This window comes from Micromonospora sp. NBC_01796, from assembly GCF_035917455.1.
Taxonomy (GTDB): Bacteria; Actinomycetota; Actinomycetes; order Mycobacteriales; family Micromonosporaceae; genus Micromonospora_G.
In genome coordinates, this window is the sequence record NZ_CP109078.1 from 3,229,428 (window position 1) to 3,250,871 (window position 21,444).

Consider the following 21,444-nt stretch of genomic DNA (forward strand, 5'->3'; position numbering starts at 1 on the left):
GTCGTCAGAAATCTTCCGAACCGAGGGTTCGTGATGTAACGAATACCTAATCGAGATCCACTCGTTGCAGAACGGCGGAGCGCAAGGCTACCAGCTCATTCAGGCAGGACGATCCGGCTGCCGACCGTGCCGCCGGCAGGTTGCTCACCCTCGCAGGGTACGACGACGAGCGTCCCCTCGCCGCCCGCTAGCGTCTACCCCATGGTGGGAGAGCCGCAGGTCGGCGACGTCTTCGGCGAGTTGCTGCGGGACACCTTCGCGGTGGCGACCGGGGTCGGGCCACGTCCCCTGGTCGGGGGCCGGTTGCCCCGCCCGGTGATCGAGATCATCGAACGCGACGACGGTCTGATCAACGGTGCCCCGGCCGCCCACTACCTCGACGAACCAGCCGCCTGGCAGCCGTACGACCACCGGGCGGTCGACCGGGTCCGGGGCCGGGTGCTCGACATCGGTGTCGGCGCCGGCCGGATCGCGCTGGAGTTGCAGGAACGCGGGGTGCCGGTCACCGGGCTGGACATCTCCCCCGGTGCGATCCGGGTCGCCCGCAAGCGGGGCGTACGGGACCTGGTCCTCGGCACCGTCGACGAGTACGCCACCAACCGGCACCGGTTCGACACCTTTCTCCTGCTCGGCAACAACCTCGGGCTGATCGAGGGGCGGGACCGGGCACCGGGGTTCCTGGCCGCGCTGGCAGCCCTGGCAAACCCGGGCGCCGAGATCATCGCCCACGGCACCGACCCGTACGGCACCACCGACCCGGTGCACACCGGTTACCACGAGCGCAACCGGGCCCGGGGCCGGCTCGGCGGGCAGTTGCGCCTGCGGCTGCGCTACCGCGAGCTGGGTACGCCGTGGTTCGACTACCTGGTCTGTACGCCGGACGAGCTGGCCGAGCTGGTCCGGGGCAGCGCCTGGCGGCTGGTCGACGTGGACGATGCCGATGCCCCGTACTACCTGGCCACGCTGCGGCTGGCGGGTTGATGGAACCGGCCGAGCTGCGTTCGGTCAGCAAACGGATGTCGCTCGTGCTGCGGCACGCGCCGGGAAGCGTCGGGCTGACGTTGGACGCCAACGGCTGGGTGCCGGTGGCGGATCTGCTCGCCGCCCTGTCCCGGCACGGCCGGCGGATCACCCCGGAGGAACTGGACGCCGTGGTGGCAGGCAACGACAAGCAGCGGTTCGCCGTGCGTACGGGACCGGACGGGGTGGCGTGGATCCGGGCCAGCCAGGGGCACTCGGCGCGGGTGGCGGTGGATCTGGGGCTGACCCCGGTCACCCCGCCCAAGCTGCTGTACCACGGCACCGGCGCGGTCAACGTACCGGCGATTCTGGCGCAGGGGCTGCGGCCGGGGCGGCGGCATCACGTACACCTGTCCGTCGACGTGGCGACGGCCGTGACGGTCGGTCGGCGCCGGGGCGGGTCGGTGTCGGTGCTGGTGGTCGACGCGGCGAAGCTGGCCGCTCGGGGGCACGAGTTCTACCGGAGCGACAACGGGGTGTGGCTGACCGCGTCCGTCCCGCCGGACGTCATCCGGCCGGCGGTGCGGTGACCGCCGGGGCCGTCGGTGTCTCCGGCAGGCCGGCGGTGAGCGCCCCGAAGGCGGTACGGCGCAGGTCGGCCAGGATCGCCGTGCCGCTGGTGTCGGCCAGCCAGGTGTGCAGCGCGACGTCCCACGAGGTGACCGCGGCCCCGGCGAGCAGCAGCGGGTAGAAGTGGTCGGTGGGTAGCCCGGTGCGGTTGGCGACGAACTCCGACACGGTCTCGCGCAGTTCGTAGTTGAGCATCAGGTACATGCCGATCAGGCTGGGCTGCTGCTCCAGCAGGCGGAGCCGGACGACGATCTGTTCCTGTTCGTCCTGGTCCAGGTCCAGTGCGTCGAGTACGGCACCGACCGCGTGCAGCGGGGTCTCGTCCGGCGGGCTCGCGGCCAGTGCCGCCCGCAGGTGGCTGATCCGCTGGTGGGCGACGTCGCCGAAGAGGACGTGCTGCTTCGAGGAGAAGTAGCGGAAGAACGTACGCACCGCCACGTCCGCCGCCGCCGAGATCTCCTCGACGGTGGTGTTCTCGTAGCCCTTCTCGGCGAAGAGCCGCAGCGCGGCCTGTTCCAGCGCCGCCCGGGTTTCCAGCTTCTTGCGTTCCCGGCGGTTGGCCGGCAGGTCCACCTGCGGTTCCCGGCGGTTGACCGGCGACTGTCCGGGCGGGCCGGGCTCCGAAGTTGTCACCCGCACAGGATGTCACGGGGATTATCGTGGCATCATCTGCCATGTGGCATCGCATGCCAGATGGCGGGCCATGACACTACACGTACTTTCCCGGGGAGGGCGAAGTGTTCGGAGTCATCGGGCGGGCCGTGGTCCGCCGACCCTGGTTGGTGATCCTCGGCTGGGTGGTCGCCGCCGTCGCCATCATCGCGACCGCCCCCGGCCTGGGATCGGTCACCAACTCCGACCAGTCCGCGTTCCTGCCCGACGAGAAGGAGTCGTCCCAGGCCGCCCGGCTGGCCGAAGAGGCATTCCCGGCCGCCGACGGCGCGAGCGCGGTCATCGTGGTCGAGCGGACCGACCGGGCACCACTGGCCGACCCGGACGTGGCCCGGCTCGGCCAACTCGCCGGGCAGCTCAACGCTGGCAAGCCGGCCGCCGTCGCGGGGGTCGTCTTCGACCCCGCCCAGCAGGTCGCGCCCAACCGCGCGGTCGCCCTGCTCGCCGCCCAGTTCACCGGCGCGCCCGAACAGGAGGACGTCCAGCAGGCGGTCCGGGACCTGCGCGGCCAGCTCGACGACGTGCTGGAGGGCACCGGGCTGACCGCCGGTGTCACCGGCGAGGCCGCGATCGTGGTCGACAACAAGCAGTCGTTCGCCGACGCCGAGGTGATCGTCACCATCGCCACCGTCACCCTGATCGTCCTGCTGCTGCTACTGATCTTCCGGAGCCCGATCGCCGCGTTCCTGCCGCTGCTCACCGTCGGCCTGGTGCTCGGCGTGTCCACCTCGCTGGTCGCGGTCGCGGCCACCGCCTTCGACTTCGAGATCGGTCAGGAACTGCCGATCCTGCTCACCGTCGTCCTGTTCGGCATCGGCACCGACTACATCCTCTTCCTGCTGTTCCGCTACCGGGAACGGCTGCGGGCCGGCGACTCGCCGACCGAGGCGGTCATCTCGGCCGTCGAGCGGGTCGGCGAGGCGATCTTCTCGGCCGCGTTCGCGGTGATCGCCGCCTTCTCCGCCCTTGCACTGGCCTCCCTCGGCTTCTTCGCCACCCTCGGGCCGGGGCTGGCCATCGCCACCGCCGTGATGCTGCTGGCCGCGCTGACCCTGGCACCGGCGATCGTCACCGTGCTGGGCCGCCGGGTCTTCTGGCCGTCCAGGAAGGCCGACCAGGCCCCACCCCGTACCCGGTTCGCCACGGTCGGCGCGTTTGTCGCCCGCCGGCCGATCCCGATCATCGTCGGTACGGTCGTGGTCCTGGTCGCCCTCTCGGCCGGTGCGCTGACGTTCAAGTCCGACTACGACCCGATCGGTCAACTGCCGCCGGACACCGAGGCGACCAGGGCGTTCGAGGACCTGCAACGCGGGTTCCCGGCCGGTGCCCTCCAGCCGACCAACGTCTACCTCCGGGCCGACCGGCCGCTCATCCAGGACGAGATCGGGGCGATGGTCCAGCGGTTGGCCGCGGTCGACGGCGTCGCCTCGCCGATGCCACCGCAGGTCTCACCCGACGGTCGGACGGCCAACCTGCCGCTCATCCTGACCGCGCCGCCGTTCGAGCCCGAGTCGCTCGACCTGGTCTCCGGACCGCTCCGGGACACCGCGCGGGCCGCCGCCCCATCCGGTACGGAGGTCCTCATCGGCGGCCAGAGCATGGCGTACGCCGATGTCCGGGACACCACCGAACGCGACTTCTCGGTCATCTTCCCGGTCGCCGGCCTGCTCTTCGTGCTGATCCTCGCCGGGTTGCTGGGGGCGCTGCTGGCACCGATCTACCTGGTGGCGATGGTGGTGCTCGGCTTCGTCGGCACGCTCGGCGCGACCGCGCTCCTCTTCCAGCAGGGACTGGGAAGGACCGGGCTGTCGTTCATCATCCCGATCATCCTGTACCTCTTCGTCACCGCGATCGGCACGGATTACAACATCCTGGTCACCGCCCGGCTCCGGGAGGAAATCCGGGACGGCCGTACGGCCCGGCAGGCCGCTGCCCTGGCGGTCGAACACGCGGGCCCGTCGGTGGCGGCGGCGGCACTGATCCTGGCCGGCACCTTCGGCTCGCTGATGATCTCCGGGGTGCCGTTCTTCGTCGAGATCGGATTCGCGGTCACCCTCGGCATCGTCCTGGTCGCGTTCGTGGTGTCGATCCTGCTGGTCCCCGCCGTGACCGCCCTGGTCGGCCGGGCCGCCTGGTGGCCCGGTGGCCGGTCCGCCGCCACCGCCGAGATGGATGAGGTGGAGGAGACCGACCCGGCCCTGACCGGCCGCTCCTGAGCCGCTACGGCAGAAGCGGGGCGCCTTCCTGACCGGAAGGCGCCCCGCTTCGCATGAGTTGGAGCGGGGGTCAGACCGTGACGGTCGGCGGGGCCGGGGTCGGGGGGTGGCCACCGTCGCCGTCGACCACCTCGTCCGGCGTGCCGTCCTCGGTGAGGTCGACCATGGTGATGTCCACCGTGCCGTCGCCGGTGGTGTCGAACTGGAACAGGTCAGCCTTGCCGTCGCCGTCGGTGTCGGCCACCCAGAGGTCGACCTTGCCGTCGTTGTTGGTGTCCGCGCGGATCAGGTCGACCCGCTCGTCACCCCGCGTTTCGACGATCTCCTGCGACTCGGTGGTCGCCTGCGACTCGCTCATGAAGGGAAGCCCTTTCTCCGGCTGACTTGAGGCGTGCAGGTCCGCAGTACCCAGGACCGCGGCTCCGCATACGCTAGCGGCCCGGTACGGACAGCGCGTAGGTCACGGGACCAATGACCCGGCCGGTGCATAGCGTTCATTTCATCTGTTTCCCTGCTTCGCGCCAAGGTGCCTCGATAAGCTCGCAAACGCCGCGATGCACACCTAATAGACACGGGGGACTTATGAGAAGGAAACTGTTGGTAACCGGCTTGGCGGGCCTGGCGTTGGTCGCCGGACTGGCCGCACCCGCGCGGGCCGAGGACACCGGCACCACCATCGTCACCTTCAGCGTCACCGGCGCGGGTGGCCTCGACATCACCGTGCCCGCCTCCGCCAACCTCGGCTCCGGCACGGCCGGCACCACCGTGTCCGGACAGCTCGGACCGATCACCGTGATCGACCAGCGTGCGTCGCTGACCCCGAACTGGACCGCGACCGTCACCGGGTCCGACTTCACCACCGGCGCCGCCACGGCCGAGGAGACCATTCCGGCCATCAACGTCCTCTACTGGTCCGGGCCCGCCACCGCGACCGCCGGCACCGGCACCTTCACGCTCGGCCAGGCCAACGCCGGTGCTGCCGTGATCATCAATGTGCCGAGGACGGCGTTCAGCCACACCGGTGGGACCGGCAGCAACTTCGCCACCTGGAACCCCACCCTGGCCGTCGCGATCCCGCCCGACGCGGTCGGCGGCACCTACACCGGGACGGTGACACATTCGGTGCTCTGATCTTGCCCACCGGCTGGTGCTGCTGACCTCCGCTGCCATCCTGGCGGTCGGGGTGCCCGCGGCACCAGCCGGCGCGCAACGCGAGCTGCGACAGGACCCGGCCGAAGCCCGGGGCCTCGGCCTGCAACTGCTGGACATCCCGGTGAGCCGCGCGGAGGATCCGCGCGCCCGGGCGTACATCATCGACCATCTCAAGCCCGGCACGACGATCCATCGCCGGGTCGAGGTCCGTAACTCCTCCCCGGAACGTCAACACGTCGAGCTGTACGCCGGCGCCGCCTCGGTGGAGCGGAACTCCTTCACCGTTCCCGACGGGCGAGAGGGCAACGAACTCAGCCGCTGGGTGAGTCTGGAGTCGAGCAGCGTCGACCTGCCCCCGGGAGCGCGGACGGTGGTACCCGTGACCGTCGCCGTACCGAGGACCGCGTCGAAGGGGGAGCGGTACGGCGCCGTCTGGGCTCAGATCACCAGAGCGCCGACGCAGCAGGACAACGTCGGTCAGATCCACCGGGTCGGCATCCGGATGTACCTCGACATCGGTGCCGGCGGCGAACCGCCCACCGATTTCCGAATCGAAGGCCTGGCCGCCGCACGAGGCGACGGCGAGTGGCCCGTGGTCACCGCCCAGGTGCACAACACAGGCGGCCGGGCACTGGACCTGGGTGGCAGCCTCTCCCTGGTGAGCAGGTCCGGCACGGTCAAGGCCGGACCGTTCGCGGTGAAGACCGGCGTGACCATCCTTCCCGGCCAGCGGGCGCAGGTCAGCGCCCTGGTGGATCAGCCGCTGTCGGCCGGGCAGTGGGACGCCCGGATGACCCTGTTCAGCGGGACCGTGGAGCGTACCGGCGAGGGATCGGTCATGCTGCCGGGGATGGTCACGGCGCAGGTGGAGCCCGGTGGGCGGGGCACGCTCGTACTCTCGCTCTCGGTCGGCGCCGCCATCGCGCTGTTGCTGGTGGTCGCGGCAGTCGTCTGGTATCTCGTCCGGCGGGAGCGCAGGCGGTCCGGGGCCGTGCCGGGCTGACCTGAGCCGTTGTGGTGGTCGGTCGGGGTCGAGAGTAGGTCACCGGCAGGTCCGGGGGGTCCGGCTGGGCGGCACCGTCCGCACTGCATAGGGTCGCCACCATGAACGAGCGTTTTGTTGTCGTCGGGGCCGGCACCATGGGGCTCGGCATCGCGTACGTGGCGGCCACCGCCGGTTACCGGGTGGACCTGGTCGAGGTCGACGCCGGGCGGGCCGAGGCGGCCGGTGCCGCGCTGGGCAAACTCCTGGACCGGGCGGTCGAGCGGGGCAAACTGGCCGCCGACGCGGCAGCGGACGCGCGTACCCGGTTGGTGCTCCGGCGCGACCTGACCGAGGTGGCCGACGGACCGGACGTGATCGTGGAGGCCGTGCCGGAGCGGCCGGACCTCAAGCGGAACGTGCTGGCCGCCGCAGCGGCGCGCCAGCCCGCGTTGCTCGCCACCAACACCTCCAGCATCCCCATCGCGGCCCTGGCCACCGCAGTGCCCGACCCGGCGCGCTTCATCGGTTTGCACTTCTTCAACCCGGTCTGGGCGATGGCGTTGATCGAGATCGTGGTCGGGCCGGCGACCGCCGAGGAGACCACCGCGGCCGCCGTCGCCCTCGCCGGCCGCCTGGGCAAGGACCCCGTCGTCGTACGCGACCTGCCCGGCTTCGCCACCTCCCGGCTCGGCGTCACGCTCGGGCTGGAGGCGATCCGGATGGTCGAAGACGGGGTGGCCAGCCCGGCCGACATCGACAAGGCGATGACACTCGGCTACCGGCACCCGGTCGGGCCACTGGAACTCACCGACCTGGTGGGGCTGGACGTACGCCTGGACATCGCCCGTACCCTGCGATCGGCGTACGGCGACCGGTTCGCACCGCCGCCGCTGCTGGAGACGATGGTCGAGCAGGGTCGGCTGGGCAAGAAGTCCGGCCAGGGTTTCTACCGCTGGGTGGACGGGGTCAAGCAGTGAGCACAGTGGAATCCGCCGGTCTGCGGATCGAGGAGCGGGCCGACCGGTTGGTGGTCACCCTGGACCGGCCGGAGAAACGCAACGCGATCGACGCCGACCTGGTCGCCGTCCTGCACGAGGTCTGCGGGCGGCTGGAGCGGGACCCGAAACTGCTCCTGCTCACCGGCGGTACGGACGGCATCTTCGCGGCCGGCGCGGACATCGCCCAACTGCGGGAACGGGACCGGCTCGACGCGCTCGCCGCAATCAACCAGGCCGTATTCGCCCGGCTCCGGGCCCTGCCGCTGCCCACCGTGGCCGCCGTCGACGGCCCGGCTCTGGGCGGCGGGGCGGAACTGTCGTACGCCTGCGACCTGCGGATCTGCACGTCACGCGCCTCGTTCGGCCAACCCGAGGTACGACTCGGCATCATCGCCGGGGCGGGTGCCACGCACCGGTTGCCGGCACTGGTCGGCGAGACCCGGGCCAAGGAACTGCTCTTCACCGGTCGCCGGATCGACGCCGCCGAGGCGCTGCGGATCGGGTTGGTCAACCGGGTGGTGGACCAACCGGCCGACCTGCTCGGGGCCGCCCACGAGCTGCTGGACGAGATCGCCAAGGCGTCGCCGCTGGCCCTGCGGCTGACAAAACTCGCGGTCGACGCGCCCGCCGCCGCGCATCCGCAACTCGACCTGGTCAGCCAGGCGGTGCTCTTCGAGGATCCGGAGAAGCACCGCCGGATGACCGCGTTCCTGGACCGGAAGAACCGCTGACGGGCGTCGTCGCCGTCGACGTGGGCGCGCCGATCAGCGGCTGCCGTACGGGTTGCTGTCCGAGTCGAGGTAGGCGACCTGGTTCGCCACCCCGTCGAAGTCGGTGTCGACGACGAGTTGATCGGGGCGGCCGTCCTCGTCCAGGTCGGTGACGGTGTGGTCGGGGCGCCCGTCGTGGTTGACGTCCCGTACCCAGTTGTCCGGCTCGCCGTCGAGGTCGGTGTCGCGGACCACCTGGTCCATCAGGCCGTCGTTGTTGGTGTCGGTGGCGACCCGGTCGATCACACCGTCCTCGTTGCTGTCACCGATGATCCGGTCCACCGTGCCGTTGTCGTCGTAGTCGCGCAGCATGGTGTCCAGCGCACCGTCGTGGTCACCGTCGATCAGGGTGGTCTCGGCGGTGCCGTCGCTGTCGAGGTCCTGCTGGACCAGGTCGGCGACCCCGTCGCCGTCGAAGTCGGTGAGCACGTCGGTGGAGCCGTCGACGTGGTGCTCCACCACCGTCTCCGGGTGGAAGGCCGCCAGGTCGTACGCGGGCAGTTCGGGTCCCGGGTCGATCTCGGGCCCGAAGCCCTCCTGCCCGTCGGTGGAGCCGAAGTTGGTCTCCTCGGCCAGCGGGTTGTCGGTGAAGTCGCTCATCGTCTGGTGCCCTTCGGTCGGCTCGTCCGGTGTCAGGAAAACCGTACGGCGGCCGTGGGCCCCGATTGCTCCCGGAAACGTGCCAGACCGATGCCGGCCCGAGGACGGCCGCGTGCGCCGTCAGTGCCGGATCTGCACCCCGGCGGCCGAGAGCGCCTTGATGACCTGCGCCGATTCGGCGAACCCGATGACCAGGACCGCGTCCGCACCGAACTGCTTGATCTCCTGCGCGCCGCTGGTGAAGTCGACCGGCGGGGAGTCCGGCTTGGCCGGCGGCTCGTAGGTGAGCAGCTTGACCCGGTCGGCGGCGAACCCGGCCCGTTCCAGTTCGGCCTTGACGTTGCCCTGCAGGCCCTCGCCGTACGAGTCCTTCCGGGCGACCAGGGCGATCCGGTGCGGTCCGTCCCGCATGATCACGTCTGCCAGCGCCCGGCCCTGGAGGATGTCCGAGGGTGCGGTACGGAAGTAGCGTCCCTGGTCGTCGATGGTGGTCAGACCGGCGTCGGTGTTCGACGGGGAGAACAGGATCAGACCGGCCGCGACCACGTCGGGCAGCACCGCGCGGGAGATCCCGGACGCGGCGGCACCGATGATCACGTGTACGCCGGCCGCGACGTGTTGCGCGACGGTCGCCTTCGCGACGTCCGGGTTGGTGCCGTCGTCGCCGTCGACCCAGACCGCCGGCTCGCCGAGCACACCACCGGCCTCGTTGATCTCCTTCATGGCCAGTTTCGCGCCGGCCGCGATCGGCGGGTACGCCAGAGCGAGGTCACCGGTCTTCGGCAGCAGCCCGCCGATCTTGAGCGGTGACCCGTCGCGCTTGTCGTTCTTGCCGCCGACCTGCTTCTTCGGCGGGGGCGGGGCCTGGGTGCTGGCCGCCGACTCGTCACCGGCGCCGACGAACTCGGTCTTGCCGTCGTCGATCTTCGCCTGCTCGCCGAAGTGCATGGTGGCGTAGCTCGCGGTGGACGGCTCACCCGCGTCGGTGAACCCGCCCCGGTTGAGCGAGACGCCCCGGTACTCGATGTCCGTACCGGTGCGGGCGATGGTCAGGCACGCACCGATCGAGTCGCACCGCTGACCGCCCACGGTCACGCCGTTGATCTGCTTGGCGATGTCGGCCGGAGCGGTCGAGCCGGCCAGTTGCGCCGCGAGCGCGCTCACCGCGATGGCGTCGTAGACCTCGGCGGAGTAGAGGAAGTCGGTGAGCGCCGGGTCGATGGCGGTGACCCGGCTGACGAAGTCCTTGGACAGCGGGGTGAGCGGGATGGTGCCCTTCATGCCGTCCAGCAGCTTGGTCTGCCCGTCGAACTCCTTGACGAAGGAGTTCTGCATGTTGCCGTCCGTGCCGTAGAGGCGCGTCGGAGTCGCGGTGGACTCCTCCGCGTTGTCTCCGCCGCAGGCGGTGGTGGCAAGCAGGAGCGTCGCGCAGGCGGCAAGGGCAGCACCGCGCGAACCGCGTGGTACGAGCATGAGGTCGTCCTTCCTCCCCGAAGGTCCGCTGCGCACACTAGCGTGCGTCCGGCCGACCATGTGACTGCGGTCGTAGATCGATCTTTTACCCGGCGGTAATATACGCCGGCCGATAGCTTTCGGGCATTCCCGAGCGCCCGCTTGACCTGGCGGCATACCCTTCCGCACGTGATGGACGAACCCCAGGACACGCTGGACGACGCCAACGCGGTGCTGCGGTCCGCCCTGGTCGGTGACAGTGACGCCGTGGTCGGCACCTTCGACGCGGTGGTGGACCGGTCCGGTGTCGCTGGGGCGTACGAGGTGGCCTGGCGTCTTGCCGCCACGATGGTCGGCGAGCAGGTGCCGCGCGGCAGTTGGACGCTGGAGTTTCCCGGCATCGACGAGGCCAACTACGACGCCCGCTGGGTGGCCCGGTTCGTCAGCGCGTACGCGAACTCCGACATCGACACCGCCGAGGCGCTCTTCGGTGCCGCGCTGACCGACGGCCAACTCCCCGACTGCCTGCTCACCCTCGCCGGTTCGGCCGTGGCCACCATCCGCCACCGCAAGCCGTAACCGTCGCCGGTCCCGATCCGGCCCCCGCATGGGAGCCTGGGGGAATGCTCGACAAGGTGCGCAAGCTGCTGGCGATGGCCGAGGACCCGGCCTGCACCGAGGCCGAGGCGGCGGCGTTCATGGCCAAGGCCACCGACCTGATCGCCCGGTACGGGGTCGACCGGGCGCTGCTCGCCGCCCGGGATCCGGCCACCGACCCGGTCGGCGACCGGGTGGTCGAACTGCTGGCCCCGTACGCGTTGGACAAGGCGGGCCTGCTCGCGGCGGTGGCGGGCGCGCTGCGGTGCCGGAGCGTACGTCGGCGTGCCGGTTCCGGTTTCGAGATGCATCTGTTCGGGTTCGCGAGCGATCTGGAGCGGGTGGAGTTGCTCTTCACCTCCCTGCTGGTGCAGGCCGCGCACGGGCTCGCCGGGACCCCGGTGCCACCGGGTGACCAGCCGGCCGCGTTCCGGCGTTCCTGGCTGGCCGGGTTCGCCTGGTCGGTGGCGGAACGGTTGCGCGCGGCCGAGGCGGCAGCCGCGGCGGACCCGTCCGGTGAACCGGTGGGGGAGACGTCGATGGCGCTCGTGCTGGCCGATCGGAGCACGCGGGTGGAGCGGCGGTTGGCCGAGGTGTACCCGCGGTTGCGTACCGCGTCGGCCCGTCGACTGGCCGGTGGCGGAGCGGGTCAGGGCGCCGAGGCCGGCCGCCGCGCCGACCTGGGCGGTACGGGCGTACGAGCCGGTGGCGCCGCCGCCGTCGCGGGCCGGTCCACCAGGGACGGTACGGGTTTCTCCGGTCGACGTCCCGGGGCTTGACCGACAGGATGGGCTGCGCGACGGCCGTCAGTTGGTGATCGAGCTGACCGAGGCGGCGTACCGGGAAAGCAGCTCGTGCCAGCCGGCGGTGAGTGCCTCCCGGTAGCCCTCGGCGGCCTCGCCGTGCCGGTCGAAACCGCGATGTTCGACCTCGACCCTGGTCCGGTCGTCGTCCTCCGGGTCGAACCGGACGTCGACCTCGCTGGCGTTGGCCGGGTCGGGCACCGGAACCCGGTCGGGTCCGATCTGCCAGGTGAAGACGAGCCGGTGCGGGGGCTGCCAGAGGACCACCCGGCCCCAGTCGGCGCGGAAACCGTGCGGTCCGATCTCGTACGCCATCCCGCCGGCGCGCGGCTCGAAACCGATCGCGGCCAGGGCGGTCGGTCCGGACCAGGTGTATTCCATCACCCACCAGTCGGCGAGCCCACCGGTGAAGACGGCGAAGGCGTGTTCGGGCGATGCCGGGACCCGCAGGGTGCTGCGCAGGGAGTACCTGGCCACGTCCTGGTGGATGCCGCCCGGGTCGGTGGTCTCCTGTCCCATAGGCCCGGACCATACCGGCCACCGAAGCCCTGCGCAGCGTCCAGCCGACCAGCGGTTGAATCGCTGCGCCGAGCGTGCGGTCACCCGTTGTCGCGATGGGTGGTGGTCGATGTCTCGACGGACGCGCTCGATATGGGGCAAGTGCTATGCGGGCCGTCTACGACCCCCGCACTAGATTAATCATCGTCGATTAAAGCGGAGATCTGCTCCGTGTCCCGTCGAGTTGGGAGCCAGCGATGGTCAGACGACAATTCCTCCGTACCGCCGTGGCCGCGCTGGTGGCGGCCTGCTCCATGATCGGCGTACAGACCGCCACCGGATCGCCCGCGTCGGCGGACGCCAACATCGCCGTACGCACCGTCTACTACGACGCCAGCCGGGCCGGCGAGTTCACCACCAACTTCACCCAGGCCGCCCAGATCTGGAACAGCCGGGTGAGCAACGTACGCCTGGTCGCCGGCACCCCGGCGAGCGTTGTCATCTACGTCGACAACGGCTGGCCCCGGGCGTACGTGACCGGACTCGGCTCCGGTCGGGTCTACATGGGCTGGGAGGCGGTCAACGACGGGTACAACCGGACCAGGATCGCCACCCACGAGATCGGCCACATCCTCGGCCTGCCCGACAACCGGACCGGTCGCTGCTCCGACCTGATGTCCGGCAGCAGCGCACCGGTCTCCTGCGCCAACGCCAACCCGAGCGCGGCCGAGGCGGCCAGGGTCAACCAGCTCTTCGCCGGCAGCGCGGCGGCCGCACAGCTCACCCCGACGAACCCCAAGGTGTACGTCTGGAACGGGAGCTGACCGGTCCACGTACCCGGGACGGGGCCGATCGGCGGTGACGCCGGTCGGCCCCGGCGGTCCGTCCGGCACGTCGCCGGGCTCAGCGCACCACGATGCCCGAGTTGTGCTCCGCGACCCCTCGGGCGGCCAGCAGCGGACCCATGATCATGTAGACGACCCAGGTCAGGGGCATCGTCACGAACCCGATGCCGACGAAGAACAGCCCGAAGTTGATCCAGAACAGCACCCAGTACGTCAGCATCAGGGTGAGGCCGACGCCGACCCGACCGGCGTACAGGTTCCCGATCCCGAAGACGCCGAGCAGCCCGGGGAGCAGTTCCCAGGCGACCGCCGCCCCGGTGGACTTGCTCGGCACCACCGGTACGGCATAAACCGGCTGCGGCGGGCCCACCTGCGGATACTGCGGCCCCGGTGCGTACTGCTGCACGGGTGGGTGGGCCGGCACGGGTGGATAGTGCGGCGGCGGGGGCGCGTACTGCGGCGGGGGTGGTGCGTACTGCGGCGGTGCGGGCGGGTGCTGCTGCGGCGGCGGCGGCGAGGTGGGGGCCGGCGGGCGGTGGTCCGCGGGTAGCGGGAGCGGCAGCGTCGGCGGCAGGTGCGGGGGCGGGGGTGGATGCGCCTCCGTCGGATCCGCCCACGGATCCTGCTGCGGGTATGGATAGGTCATAACTGGCAGTGTGGTCAGCGGGCGCTATCGACCGCTACGCCCGAGCGGCCTCTTGAATGTCACGTTTCAGCGGAGGGTCGGCGGTGGCGACGCGCCGACAGGTACGGCGCGGTCGATGCCGTCCTGGTTAGGATCCGAGCATGGCGGACGACCAGGCGGCACGGGGAGAAGGCTTCGCGAACCTCGTGCACGACGCCCGCCTGCGGAAAGGCTGGACCCAGCAGACCCTCGCCGAGCGGTCCGGGCTCCCCGAGGACCTGATCCAGGCCTGGGAAGAGGGCGACCTGCGCGGCTCGGAGCCGACGAGCCGGGTCCGGTCGGTCCTGGTCACCCTCGACATCGAGCCGGCCGACGCGCTGGTCGCGCTCGGCTACCTGACCACCGACGACCTGCGCGACCGACCGGCCGGACAGGCGGACGAGCGCATCCGGCTCGACGCCGAAACCCGCGACCTGCTGAACCAGCTCGCCCTGACCAGCCACACCACGCCCGAGCGGTACCTCGCCTCGCTGATCGTCGCCGACTACGACCGGCAGTGGCCCGGCCGTCGGGACTTCCAGCAGATCCCGCTGGAGGCCCGCCTCCAGCGGGTACGGGAACTCCTCGGGCAGACCGAACTCCTCGACGACCCGGACGCCGAACGACGGCTGGACGAGGCGCTCGCGCGGGCCCACGAGGAGGCGCAGCGCATCTACGGTGGCGGCCCCGACCAGGCAGCCGCGTGAAGCAACTCCACGTTTTCGACAGTTCCGCGCTCATCGGATTCCTCAACAACCGGGACCCACTGGTACGCCTCTACCGCCGCGCCGAACACGGCCGGATCCTGCTGGGCTTCCCCACCACCGTCATCCACGACGCCAACTCGGTGCTGCCGATCGGCTGGGATTCCTGGTACGCCCTGCTCAACCTGCCCGACGTGATCTGCCTGCCGCTGACCGAGCACGTGGCGGTGGCCATCTCCGGCGGTACCGGTGAGCTCGCCGTACGGCATGCGGTGTTCGAGGCGAAGGGAGCGACCGGTCTGGTGGTCACCTGCCGCCCCGACCAGTACGAAGGCCGTGGGGTGCCGGTCGTGGCGCTCTGAGTTCGCCCGTCGACCGCTGACCACTACGGCCACCGGTTACCGCCGAAATCGGGCGGCACCCGCGGACCGTCAAACGTGGACTACTCTCACGTGCGTGATCTCTGCGATCCGGCAACTGATCGGGAGATCAGTACCGCTCGGTACCGCTGTTGGCTCGCAGGTTCGAGAGGAACCCGCCCCCTGATGCGCCTTACCATCCTTACCGCCGTTGTCGGTATCTGTCTCATCGCCTTCGTCGTCGAGTTGCTCCGACGGCGTCAACTACGAGAGAAGTACGCGGCGCTGCTGATCACCGTGGCTGTGATCGCGCTGCCGCTCGCATTCTTTCCCCGCCTGCCCGACCGTCTGGCCGACCTGCTCGGGGTGGTCAACGGGGTGAGCCTGGTGCTGTTCGGCGGGGTCGTCTTCCTCCTGCTGGTCACCATCCACCTGAGTTGGGAACTCAGCCGGTTGGAAGAGGAGACCCGGGTGCTCGCCGAAGAGGTGTCGCTGCTGCGCGGCGAACTCAACAGGGAAAAGAGCCTTTCGTGATGCTGGACAAAAAGGTTCTCATCATCATTCCGGCCTGGAATGAGGAGAAGTCGATCGCGGACGTCGTACACGAGGTCCAGCGGGAACTGCCGACGGTCGACGTACTCGTGGTCGATGACGGTTCGATGGACAGCACCGCCGAACAGGGCCGCCGGGCCGGGGCCCACGTGCTGCGGCTGCCGTACAACCTCGGTGTGGGCGGGGCCATGCGGCTCGGCTACCGGTACGCCGAGGACCACGGTTACGACGTCGCGATCCAGATCGACGCGGACGGGCAGCACGACCCGCGCTTCGTACCCCAGCTCGTGGACGCGCTCGATCACGCCGACCTGGTGATCGGCGCCCGTTTCGCCGGTACCGGCGACTACACCGTACGGGGACCCCGCCGGTACGCGATGCGCCTGCTGGCGATCGTGCTGAGCCGGATCACCGGCACCCGGTTGAGCGACACCACCTCCGGCTTCCGGGCGGCCAACCGGCGGGTCATCGAGATGTTCGCGCACGCCTACCCGGTGGAGTATCTCGGCGACACCATCGAGACGGTGGTGCACACCGCCCGGTCCAAGTTCCGGGTGTTGCAGGTCCCGGTCGCCATGCGCCCCCGCGCGGCCGGTACGCCCAGCCAGTCCCCGCTGAAGGCCACCCTGTACCTGACCCGCGCGGTCGCCGTCCTGGGACTGGCGCTGATCCGCCGCTACCCGCTGCCGCAGGAGCAGGTGAAGCAGGTCTGAATCCGGTGCCCGCTATCCGCGTCGCACTCGGGACGTAGGGATCAGCTAGATCACGAGCTTGAGGGGTGCCCACGCGCTGTGGGCGCCCCTCGATCGTTTGCCCGGTGTACCGTCCGAAGTGGCGGCTCGCTGGGGTGATGGCCCGACGTAGCCGCTGCCCCAGCCATCACCTGGGAAAGATGAGGTTCCGTCATGCCTACCGTTGGCGACAACATCGGATCCGTCCGCCGCACTCTGGGCCTGACCCAGGAGGACCTGGCTGAGCGAGCCGATCTCCACGTGGCCACGATCCGGAAGATCGAGCAGAACACCCAGACCACGCCCCGGTTGGCGACAATCAACATGATCGCCCGCGCGCTCGGCACCACGACCAGTGCGCTACTGGGCGACGCGAGCAACGCGGCAGCTCGGAAGGAGCCTGGCTTCCGACAGGTGGCCCTGCTCGACCTACGTAAGGCCCTCACCCCGGTTCACGGTGCCGATGGTCGCCTGCTCGCGGCGCAGGCCGAAGTTGAGCCGCCGACGATGGCACGAGCTACCGAGGCGGTGCGGACAGCAGAAGCCCTGTACGGGGCGAACGACTTCGGGGCGACCCTCGCCAGCCTGCCGGGATTGCTGGCGGAAACCCGCGCACTGGTAGAGCTGGCCAGCGCCGACGACCAACCGAAAGCATTCAGCCTCGTGTCGCAGACGTACCAGGTCGCGGCCCGCCTCCTGGTTCAGCTTCGGGCGCACGACCTTGCATACATGGCGACGATCGCCGGCCGACAGGCGGCAGAGCAGTCACGCGACCGACTGACCCAGGCTCGTGCGATAGGACCGATGTGCTGGCTCCTGCTGCGGCAGGCACGCCTGGCCGAGGCAGAGGCGCTCGCGGTCGACCAGGCTGACCAACTGGAGCCGGACAGGATCAGCCGCGCGGACATCGCCGATGTCGCCGCATGGGGGTGGCTGCTCGTCGAGGCATCGGCGGCCGCGATGCGTGACGGCCGGGATGACACTGCTCAGGAGCTGCTTGCCCTGGCCGACGTTGCCGCGACCCGGGTCGGGAGCCGCGCGTCCGGCCCGATGGTCTACGGCTTCGGCACAGGGAAGGTCACCGCCCTACGGATCGAGTCCGCCGCCATCGCCCACAACCCGCTGCGGGTACTGGAGCTGACGGCCGCCGCGCCACCGAACCCGACCAGTATGCGGGCGAGCTGCTGGCAGCGGCACCGCCTTGACGTGGCGTGGGCGCATGCGCAGCTCGGTCAGCACGGCGAGGCCGAGAACGTGTTGGCGGACCTGGGTGACCGGGCGCCGACCTGGCTGCGCCATCAGCGGTACGCGAAGGACGTCATCACCTCTATCTCGACCAGCCGAAAACGAGCCATGAGCGATCGCCTAGCGAATCTGGCCCGCCTGGTCGGTGCCGCAGCGTAAGTGATACGCCGTGTAGTAGCTGTTGCGGGACCAGCGGCAACTACTACTTCCCGGATCTGTACCGACCGTTACCGCTTCGGCACCATCGGAGTAGGCGCGACTGGTGGCAAATCCCGCCCGGGATCGAATTACCGCTGGTCGCGCCCCCTGATCGCGTCGGTCCGGCTACCCCCGTGGCCGGACCGGCGCCCGGGGGCGCGGCGGCAGTGTGGGTAGTGCCGCGTCCCCACCTATTGGAGATGGGCGATGACGATCAACAGCACTCGACGGAAGTGGTTCGCGGACCCTGAACCAGCCCTAGCCGAGCAGACGACACCTGGCCCCGCGCCGGCACCGGCCCAGGTCGAGCAGGTTCGCCCGGTTGACCAGCATCCGACCTTGCTCGTCGGTGCGGCGGTGATCGGCGTCGCCCGCCGGCCGGCCGATGCGGAGGACCGGCGTCGGCTTAACTCCCGGCAGTCTGCTTGGTGGAGGTCCCGGTGAACGCGGAGGAGATGATTCGGACCGCGCTGCGGGTCATCGGCCAGCACAACCGAGCCGGACGGTGCACGCAGCAGGGTTGTACGGGCGACAGCGAATGCCCTGCTCTCGCGTCTGCGCAGCGGCTGACCGCGCCGGGTGAGTGGTGACCGCGCTTGCGCCACATCAGCGGCGCCGGCTCACCCAGCTACGGGCGCGGAAGCTGCTGCGTCGGCATTGGCCGGTCAACGGTCGGTGCCCCCGTTGCATCCTGGGGCGAACATGTACGGGGTTTGTCCGAGCGTGCCTCGTGTTGGAGGCCCTGGGCGACGACTACCAGCCGTCGCCCATTCCTGAGCCGGCGGTGGTCCGAGAGATCGTCGTCCGGTTTCGAGCCGACGTCGAAGGCGTCGTCTGGTGAGCCGGCAGGATGAGCCGCTCACGCGGGCCGGGATCTGGGACGCCGCCAAGACGACTCTCCAAGGGCACACCAACGGCCGTCGTTGCCCGCAATGCGGCCCGGACAGGTGCAAGCAGCTCGACTGGGCGGTCACGATCCGGATCGGCGGCAAGGCGGCATCCGTGCTGCCAGCGCTGCTGGCCGGCTTGTGACCACCCGGTCAGCCGCGGAGGTCACCACCACTGGGGAGGCACGTGCACTGGTAAAGGTCACCGTCAACCTCACCCCGCGCGCGGTGGACGCGCTCGATGCCGGTTGTAGGCGTACCAGGGACACCAAGACGGACACGATCAACCGTGCCCTGGTCGTCTACCACCTGGTCCTGGAGCTGATGGAACGCAGCGGCGGGAGCCTCATCTTGCAGAACCCTGACGGGGGCGTTGACCGGGTACACCTGCTCTGATCGGAGGCGACGGGTGGAGCACGATCAGCAAGACAATGGCCTGGGTGCTCCGCACCGGCCGGGCGACGACTGGCGGTGTCGTGACGACGGCGAGGAATGGCCGTGCCCTGTCTTCCGGCGACGCATGTGGTCGCTCTACCGCAACGACCGGGACCGCCTGGTCGTGTTCATGCGCCACTTCCGCGATCGGGCCGCACCCGCCATTGGCTTGACCGCCGAGCAGGCCGAGGCCCGGTTTGTCGGCTGGGCACACGAGCCACCGGCACCGGTACGCAAGCATCGGCGGCGGATCTGACCGGCCCGACCCCCACAACCGTTCTTCGAGGCGATCGGAACCGCCATGACGCTACGGTTTCTCGACAAGGACCCGAGCGCCTTGCTTAGCTGGATGTCGCCGGTAACGAGACCGAATCTGAGTTCCCAAACCCATGATGCGGATCTTCACCGAGGTGAGACATGGCGACCACGCTCGATGATCTGCTGCGCGGCTGTCGTCGGTCCGCAGTTCACCTTGAGCTGCGGGACGGGTACATGCGCGACGACCCGGCGTTCATTGCCTGGCAGGGCGGTCACCGGCTCGACCTGGCGGACCGGGCAGCGTGGTGGCGGCCGTGGCTCGACACCGTTTCCGCGATGGTCGAGCGGGGTGTGGAGGTGCGCCGGGCCCGGGTGGTGTCCGAGCCGCTCAGTGACTACATCCGGTACGAGTACGACGTCACTTTCCCTAACGTCGCAGCGGGCGAGCAGGTGCGTTGGCTTCCCCGGCGGCAGGCGACGGAGCTGGCGTTGCCGGGCAACGACTTCTGGTTGTTCGACGGCGATGACCTCGTGGTGAACCACTTCAGCGGAGAGGGTGAGTGGCTCGGTACCGAGACGGTCACAGATCCGGCCGTGATAGAGCTTTGCGCATCGGCGTTCGAGGCGGTGTGGGAGCGGGCGACTCCGCACCAGGACTACCGGCCTGCCTGATCCCGGCTCGTCCGATGGTTACACCTTCCACTCGGGCGGTGGTCGATCCGCTCGGCTGGGATTGGGCATGGAAATAGAGCAGCCCCGGTCCGGCGTTACCGCTGGTCGGGGCTGCTCTGATAGCCCGGCGAAAGGCTATGTGGCCAGGGGCGGGGTCGAACCGCCGACCTTCCGATTTTCAGTCGGACGCTCGTACCAACTGAGCTACCTGGCCTGGTTATTGCTCGGCTCATGTTACCTGTCCGGCGGGATGGCCGCAGCACGGGTGACATGCTCCGAAACGCAGAACGCCGCGCGTTGTTACGCGCGGCGAGCGGCGCTGGCGGTCCTGACGGGACTTGAACCCGCGACCTCCGCCTTGACAGGGCGGCGAGCACTCCAACTGCTCCACAGGACCTAGCTCGTACATTCTTGCATCTAGCTCTTACGGTCTTGCACCGGCCGGCTGGCCGGGTGGTGCACGTGCCCCCAACGGGATTCGAACCCGTGCTACCGCCTTGAAAGGGCGGCGTCCTGGGCCACTAGACGATGAGGGCGGCCCCGCCATCATTGCACAAGACAACTCAAGCAGTTGCACCCATCCGGCCCCGCCGGAGGCTTGGAAAGCATACGTGATCGCGGCCGGCTGGATCAAACCGGTACTGGGCGGGGGCAGAATGCCCCCAAAACCTACTTCAGCCGTACGATTCCGTACTTCTGTTTCAAACTGGCTAGCAGGGTGGGGCAGGCGGTGAGGGTGCCGCTGCGGTCCCCACCCCCGTCGTGCAGCAGGATGATCGACCCCGGGCGGGCCTGGGTGATCACCCGCTTGCTGATCGCGGCGGCACCGGGCTTGTCCCAGTCCTTCGGGTCGACGTCCCAGTGCAACGGGGTCATGCCCAGTGCCCGGCTCACCCGCGCCACCGCCGGGGTCCACTCGCCGCCCGGCTGCCGGTAGTAGCCGATCTTGGCGCCCGGCACCGCCCGCCGGATCTCCCGGTTGGTCCGGAGCAGGTCGGACCGGATCTCCCCCTCCGACTTGTCGCCCAGCTTGAGGTCGTGCTGCCAACTGTGGTTGCACAGGTTGTGGCCCTCGCGCACGATCCGGGCGACCAACTGCGGGTACTTGCGGGCCTTCGAGCCGATCAGGCAGAAGGTCGCCTTGACCCTGGCCGCCCGGAGCTGGTCGAGGACCTTGGGGGTCCAGTCCGGGGAGGGGCCGTCGTCGAAGGTCAACGCCACCCCCTTCACCCCGGTCAGCCGCCTGGCGTCGTACGGGCCGACGGTGCCGCGCGGGGCGGGCGGGCGGCTCGGCGGCGGCGCGACGGTGGGGGCCGGCGGGACGGCCGAGGGGCTGGCCGGTGCGGTGGGGGTGACTTCCGGTGCACTGGTGGCCGGGGTGAACGGCGCGAAACTGGGTGGGGCTGCCAGGCCGTGTTGATCGTTGGCACAGGCGCCCGTGAGCAGCGCCACCAGGACCAGCCCGGCCGCGAGCGCGGCGGGTCGGATCATCGTCGACTCCCGAGGGGTATCGGGCGAGGGAGCATCGGGGCAGGCGCTCACGCTAGCCCACCCGAGAATC

The 21,444-nt window shown here is 70.0% G+C and carries 25 protein-coding genes, 3 tRNA genes and 1 pseudogene; 19 read left to right on the forward strand and 10 right to left on the reverse strand.

Annotated features, from left to right (window positions below; all coding sequences use genetic code 11):
• Window positions 1-201: 201 nt before the first annotated feature.
• Together OIE47_RS14910 and OIE47_RS14915 are read left to right on the forward strand one after the other, a co-directional pair.
• Entirely contained in the window at window positions 202-981 is a 780-nt protein-coding gene (locus OIE47_RS14910) for a class I SAM-dependent methyltransferase (protein ID WP_326562089.1), read from the forward strand.
• Complete coding sequence (locus tag OIE47_RS14915; RefSeq protein WP_326562090.1) at window positions 981-1,550, forward strand: RNA 2'-phosphotransferase; 570 nt, start codon at window positions 981-983, stop codon at window positions 1,548-1,550. The genes OIE47_RS14910 and OIE47_RS14915 overlap by 1 nt, the downstream gene beginning before the upstream one ends.
• On the opposite strand, the gene OIE47_RS14920 is transcribed toward OIE47_RS14915, so the two are convergent.
• Window positions 1,528-2,223: an acyl-CoA-like ligand-binding transcription factor gene (locus OIE47_RS14920; protein WP_326562091.1), complete on the reverse strand. Its 696-nt coding sequence runs from the start codon at window positions 2,221-2,223 to the stop codon at window positions 1,528-1,530. The two genes, OIE47_RS14915 and OIE47_RS14920, sit on opposite strands and share 23 nt — an antisense overlap.
• A gap of 104 nt (window positions 2,224-2,327) precedes the next feature.
• On the opposite strand from OIE47_RS14920, the gene OIE47_RS14925 reads away from it, so the two are divergent.
• Window positions 2,328-4,478 carry an MMPL family transporter gene (locus OIE47_RS14925; RefSeq protein WP_326562092.1) on the forward strand — a complete coding sequence of 717 codons (2,151 nt, stop codon included), beginning with the start codon at window positions 2,328-2,330 and terminating at the stop codon, window positions 4,476-4,478.
• A 70-nt stretch (window positions 4,479-4,548) separates the two neighbouring features.
• Here OIE47_RS14925 and OIE47_RS14930 read toward each other — a convergent pair whose 3' ends face one another.
• Complete coding sequence (locus OIE47_RS14930; RefSeq protein WP_326562093.1) at window positions 4,549-4,836, reverse strand: hypothetical protein; 288 nt, start codon at window positions 4,834-4,836, stop codon at window positions 4,549-4,551.
• A gap of 239 nt (window positions 4,837-5,075) precedes the next feature.
• Here OIE47_RS14930 and OIE47_RS14935 point away from each other — a divergent pair, with 239 nt between their 5' ends.
• From OIE47_RS14935 to OIE47_RS14950, 4 genes are all read left to right on the forward strand, one after another.
• A complete protein-coding gene (locus OIE47_RS14935; RefSeq protein ID WP_326562094.1) occupies window positions 5,076-5,609 on the forward strand; it encodes a hypothetical protein in 534 nt (177 codons plus the stop codon).
• 16 nt (window positions 5,610-5,625) lie between these two features.
• A complete protein-coding gene (locus tag OIE47_RS14940; protein WP_326562095.1) occupies window positions 5,626-6,633 on the forward strand; it encodes a hypothetical protein in 1,008 nt (335 codons plus the stop codon).
• A gap of 101 nt (window positions 6,634-6,734) precedes the next feature.
• Window positions 6,735-7,592 (forward strand): 3-hydroxyacyl-CoA dehydrogenase family protein, encoded by an 858-nt coding sequence (locus tag OIE47_RS14945; protein WP_326562096.1) that lies wholly within the window; start codon window positions 6,735-6,737, stop codon window positions 7,590-7,592.
• Window positions 7,568-8,344, forward strand: coding sequence for an enoyl-CoA hydratase/isomerase family protein (locus OIE47_RS14950; RefSeq protein WP_326563101.1), 777 nt, complete (start codon window positions 7,568-7,570; stop codon window positions 8,342-8,344). Before OIE47_RS14945 ends, OIE47_RS14950 begins: the two co-directional genes overlap by 25 nt.
• 33 nt (window positions 8,345-8,377) lie before the next feature.
• Here the strand turns inward: OIE47_RS14950 and OIE47_RS14955 are convergent, their stop codons facing one another.
• Together OIE47_RS14955 and OIE47_RS14960 are read right to left on the reverse strand one after the other, a co-directional pair.
• Complete coding sequence (locus OIE47_RS14955) at window positions 8,378-8,983, reverse strand: hypothetical protein (protein WP_326562097.1); 606 nt, start codon at window positions 8,981-8,983, stop codon at window positions 8,378-8,380.
• A gap of 120 nt (window positions 8,984-9,103) precedes the next feature.
• Entirely contained in the window at window positions 9,104-10,456 is a 1,353-nt protein-coding gene (locus OIE47_RS14960; protein ID WP_326562098.1) for an ABC transporter substrate-binding protein, read from the reverse strand.
• A gap of 168 nt (window positions 10,457-10,624) precedes the next feature.
• Between OIE47_RS14960 and OIE47_RS14965 the strand changes: the two genes are divergently transcribed.
• Together OIE47_RS14965 and OIE47_RS14970 are read left to right on the forward strand one after the other, a co-directional pair.
• Window positions 10,625-11,014: a hypothetical protein gene (locus tag OIE47_RS14965; protein WP_326562099.1), complete on the forward strand. Its 390-nt coding sequence runs from the start codon at window positions 10,625-10,627 to the stop codon at window positions 11,012-11,014.
• A gap of 44 nt (window positions 11,015-11,058) precedes the next feature.
• A complete protein-coding gene (locus OIE47_RS14970; protein WP_326562100.1) occupies window positions 11,059-11,811 on the forward strand; it encodes a DUF2786 domain-containing protein in 753 nt (250 codons plus the stop codon).
• 27 nt (window positions 11,812-11,838) lie between these two features.
• Here the strand turns inward: OIE47_RS14970 and OIE47_RS14975 are convergent, their stop codons facing one another.
• Complete coding sequence (locus OIE47_RS14975; RefSeq protein ID WP_326562101.1) at window positions 11,839-12,354, reverse strand: SRPBCC family protein; 516 nt, start codon at window positions 12,352-12,354, stop codon at window positions 11,839-11,841.
• A gap of 236 nt (window positions 12,355-12,590) precedes the next feature.
• On the opposite strand from OIE47_RS14975, the pseudogene OIE47_RS14980 reads away from it, so the two are divergent.
• Window positions 12,591-13,097 (forward strand): annotated as a pseudogene (locus OIE47_RS14980) (snapalysin family zinc-dependent metalloprotease); the annotation flags it as partial.
• A 139-nt stretch (window positions 13,098-13,236) separates the two neighbouring features.
• Here the strand turns inward: OIE47_RS14980 and OIE47_RS14985 are convergent.
• Window positions 13,237-13,824, reverse strand: coding sequence for a hypothetical protein (locus OIE47_RS14985; protein ID WP_326562102.1), 588 nt, complete (start codon window positions 13,822-13,824; stop codon window positions 13,237-13,239).
• 140 nt (window positions 13,825-13,964) lie between these two features.
• On the opposite strand from OIE47_RS14985, the gene OIE47_RS14990 reads away from it, so the two are divergent.
• From OIE47_RS14990 to OIE47_RS15030, 9 genes are all read left to right on the forward strand, one after another.
• Entirely contained in the window at window positions 13,965-14,549 is a 585-nt protein-coding gene (locus tag OIE47_RS14990) for a helix-turn-helix domain-containing protein (RefSeq protein ID WP_326562103.1), read from the forward strand.
• Window positions 14,546-14,908: a hypothetical protein gene (locus OIE47_RS14995; protein WP_326562104.1), complete on the forward strand. Its 363-nt coding sequence runs from the start codon at window positions 14,546-14,548 to the stop codon at window positions 14,906-14,908. Before OIE47_RS14990 ends, OIE47_RS14995 begins: the two co-directional genes overlap by 4 nt.
• Before the next feature lie 183 nt (window positions 14,909-15,091).
• The gene (locus tag OIE47_RS15000) at window positions 15,092-15,439 is read left to right on the forward strand and encodes a DUF2304 domain-containing protein (protein WP_326562105.1); all 348 of its coding nucleotides are present in this window, start codon (window positions 15,092-15,094) and stop codon (window positions 15,437-15,439) included.
• Window positions 15,439-16,170, forward strand: a complete 732-nt coding sequence (locus tag OIE47_RS15005) for a glycosyltransferase family 2 protein (protein ID WP_326562106.1) — start codon at window positions 15,439-15,441, stop codon at window positions 16,168-16,170. The genes OIE47_RS15000 and OIE47_RS15005 overlap by 1 nt, the downstream gene beginning before the upstream one ends.
• Window positions 16,171-16,362: 192 nt before the next feature.
• Complete coding sequence (locus OIE47_RS15010; RefSeq protein ID WP_326562107.1) at window positions 16,363-17,592, forward strand: helix-turn-helix domain-containing protein; 1,230 nt, start codon at window positions 16,363-16,365, stop codon at window positions 17,590-17,592.
• A gap of 876 nt (window positions 17,593-18,468) precedes the next feature.
• Window positions 18,469-18,663 (forward strand): hypothetical protein, encoded by a 195-nt coding sequence (locus OIE47_RS15015; RefSeq protein ID WP_326562108.1) that lies wholly within the window; start codon window positions 18,469-18,471, stop codon window positions 18,661-18,663.
• Window positions 18,660-18,914, forward strand: coding sequence for a hypothetical protein (locus OIE47_RS15020; protein WP_326562109.1), 255 nt, complete (start codon window positions 18,660-18,662; stop codon window positions 18,912-18,914). The genes OIE47_RS15015 and OIE47_RS15020 overlap by 4 nt, the downstream gene beginning before the upstream one ends.
• 13 nt (window positions 18,915-18,927) lie before the next feature.
• Window positions 18,928-19,209: a hypothetical protein gene (locus OIE47_RS15025; protein ID WP_326562110.1), complete on the forward strand. Its 282-nt coding sequence runs from the start codon at window positions 18,928-18,930 to the stop codon at window positions 19,207-19,209.
• Window positions 19,210-19,370: 161 nt separating this feature from the next.
• Entirely contained in the window at window positions 19,371-19,883 is a 513-nt protein-coding gene (locus tag OIE47_RS15030; protein WP_326562111.1) for a DUF6879 family protein, read from the forward strand.
• Window positions 19,884-20,023: 140 nt separating this feature from the next.
• Here the strand turns inward: OIE47_RS15030 and OIE47_RS15035 are convergent.
• The 4 genes from OIE47_RS15035 to OIE47_RS15050 form a co-directional block, all read right to left on the reverse strand.
• A tRNA-Phe gene (locus tag OIE47_RS15035) sits at window positions 20,024-20,097 on the reverse strand.
• A gap of 106 nt (window positions 20,098-20,203) precedes the next feature.
• A tRNA-Asp gene (locus tag OIE47_RS15040) sits at window positions 20,204-20,280 on the reverse strand.
• Between the two features lie 66 nt (window positions 20,281-20,346).
• A tRNA-Glu gene (locus OIE47_RS15045) sits at window positions 20,347-20,419 on the reverse strand.
• A gap of 133 nt (window positions 20,420-20,552) precedes the next feature.
• Window positions 20,553-21,374: a polysaccharide deacetylase family protein gene (locus OIE47_RS15050; protein ID WP_326562112.1), complete on the reverse strand. Its 822-nt coding sequence runs from the start codon at window positions 21,372-21,374 to the stop codon at window positions 20,553-20,555.
• Window positions 21,375-21,444: the final 70 nt, after the last annotated feature.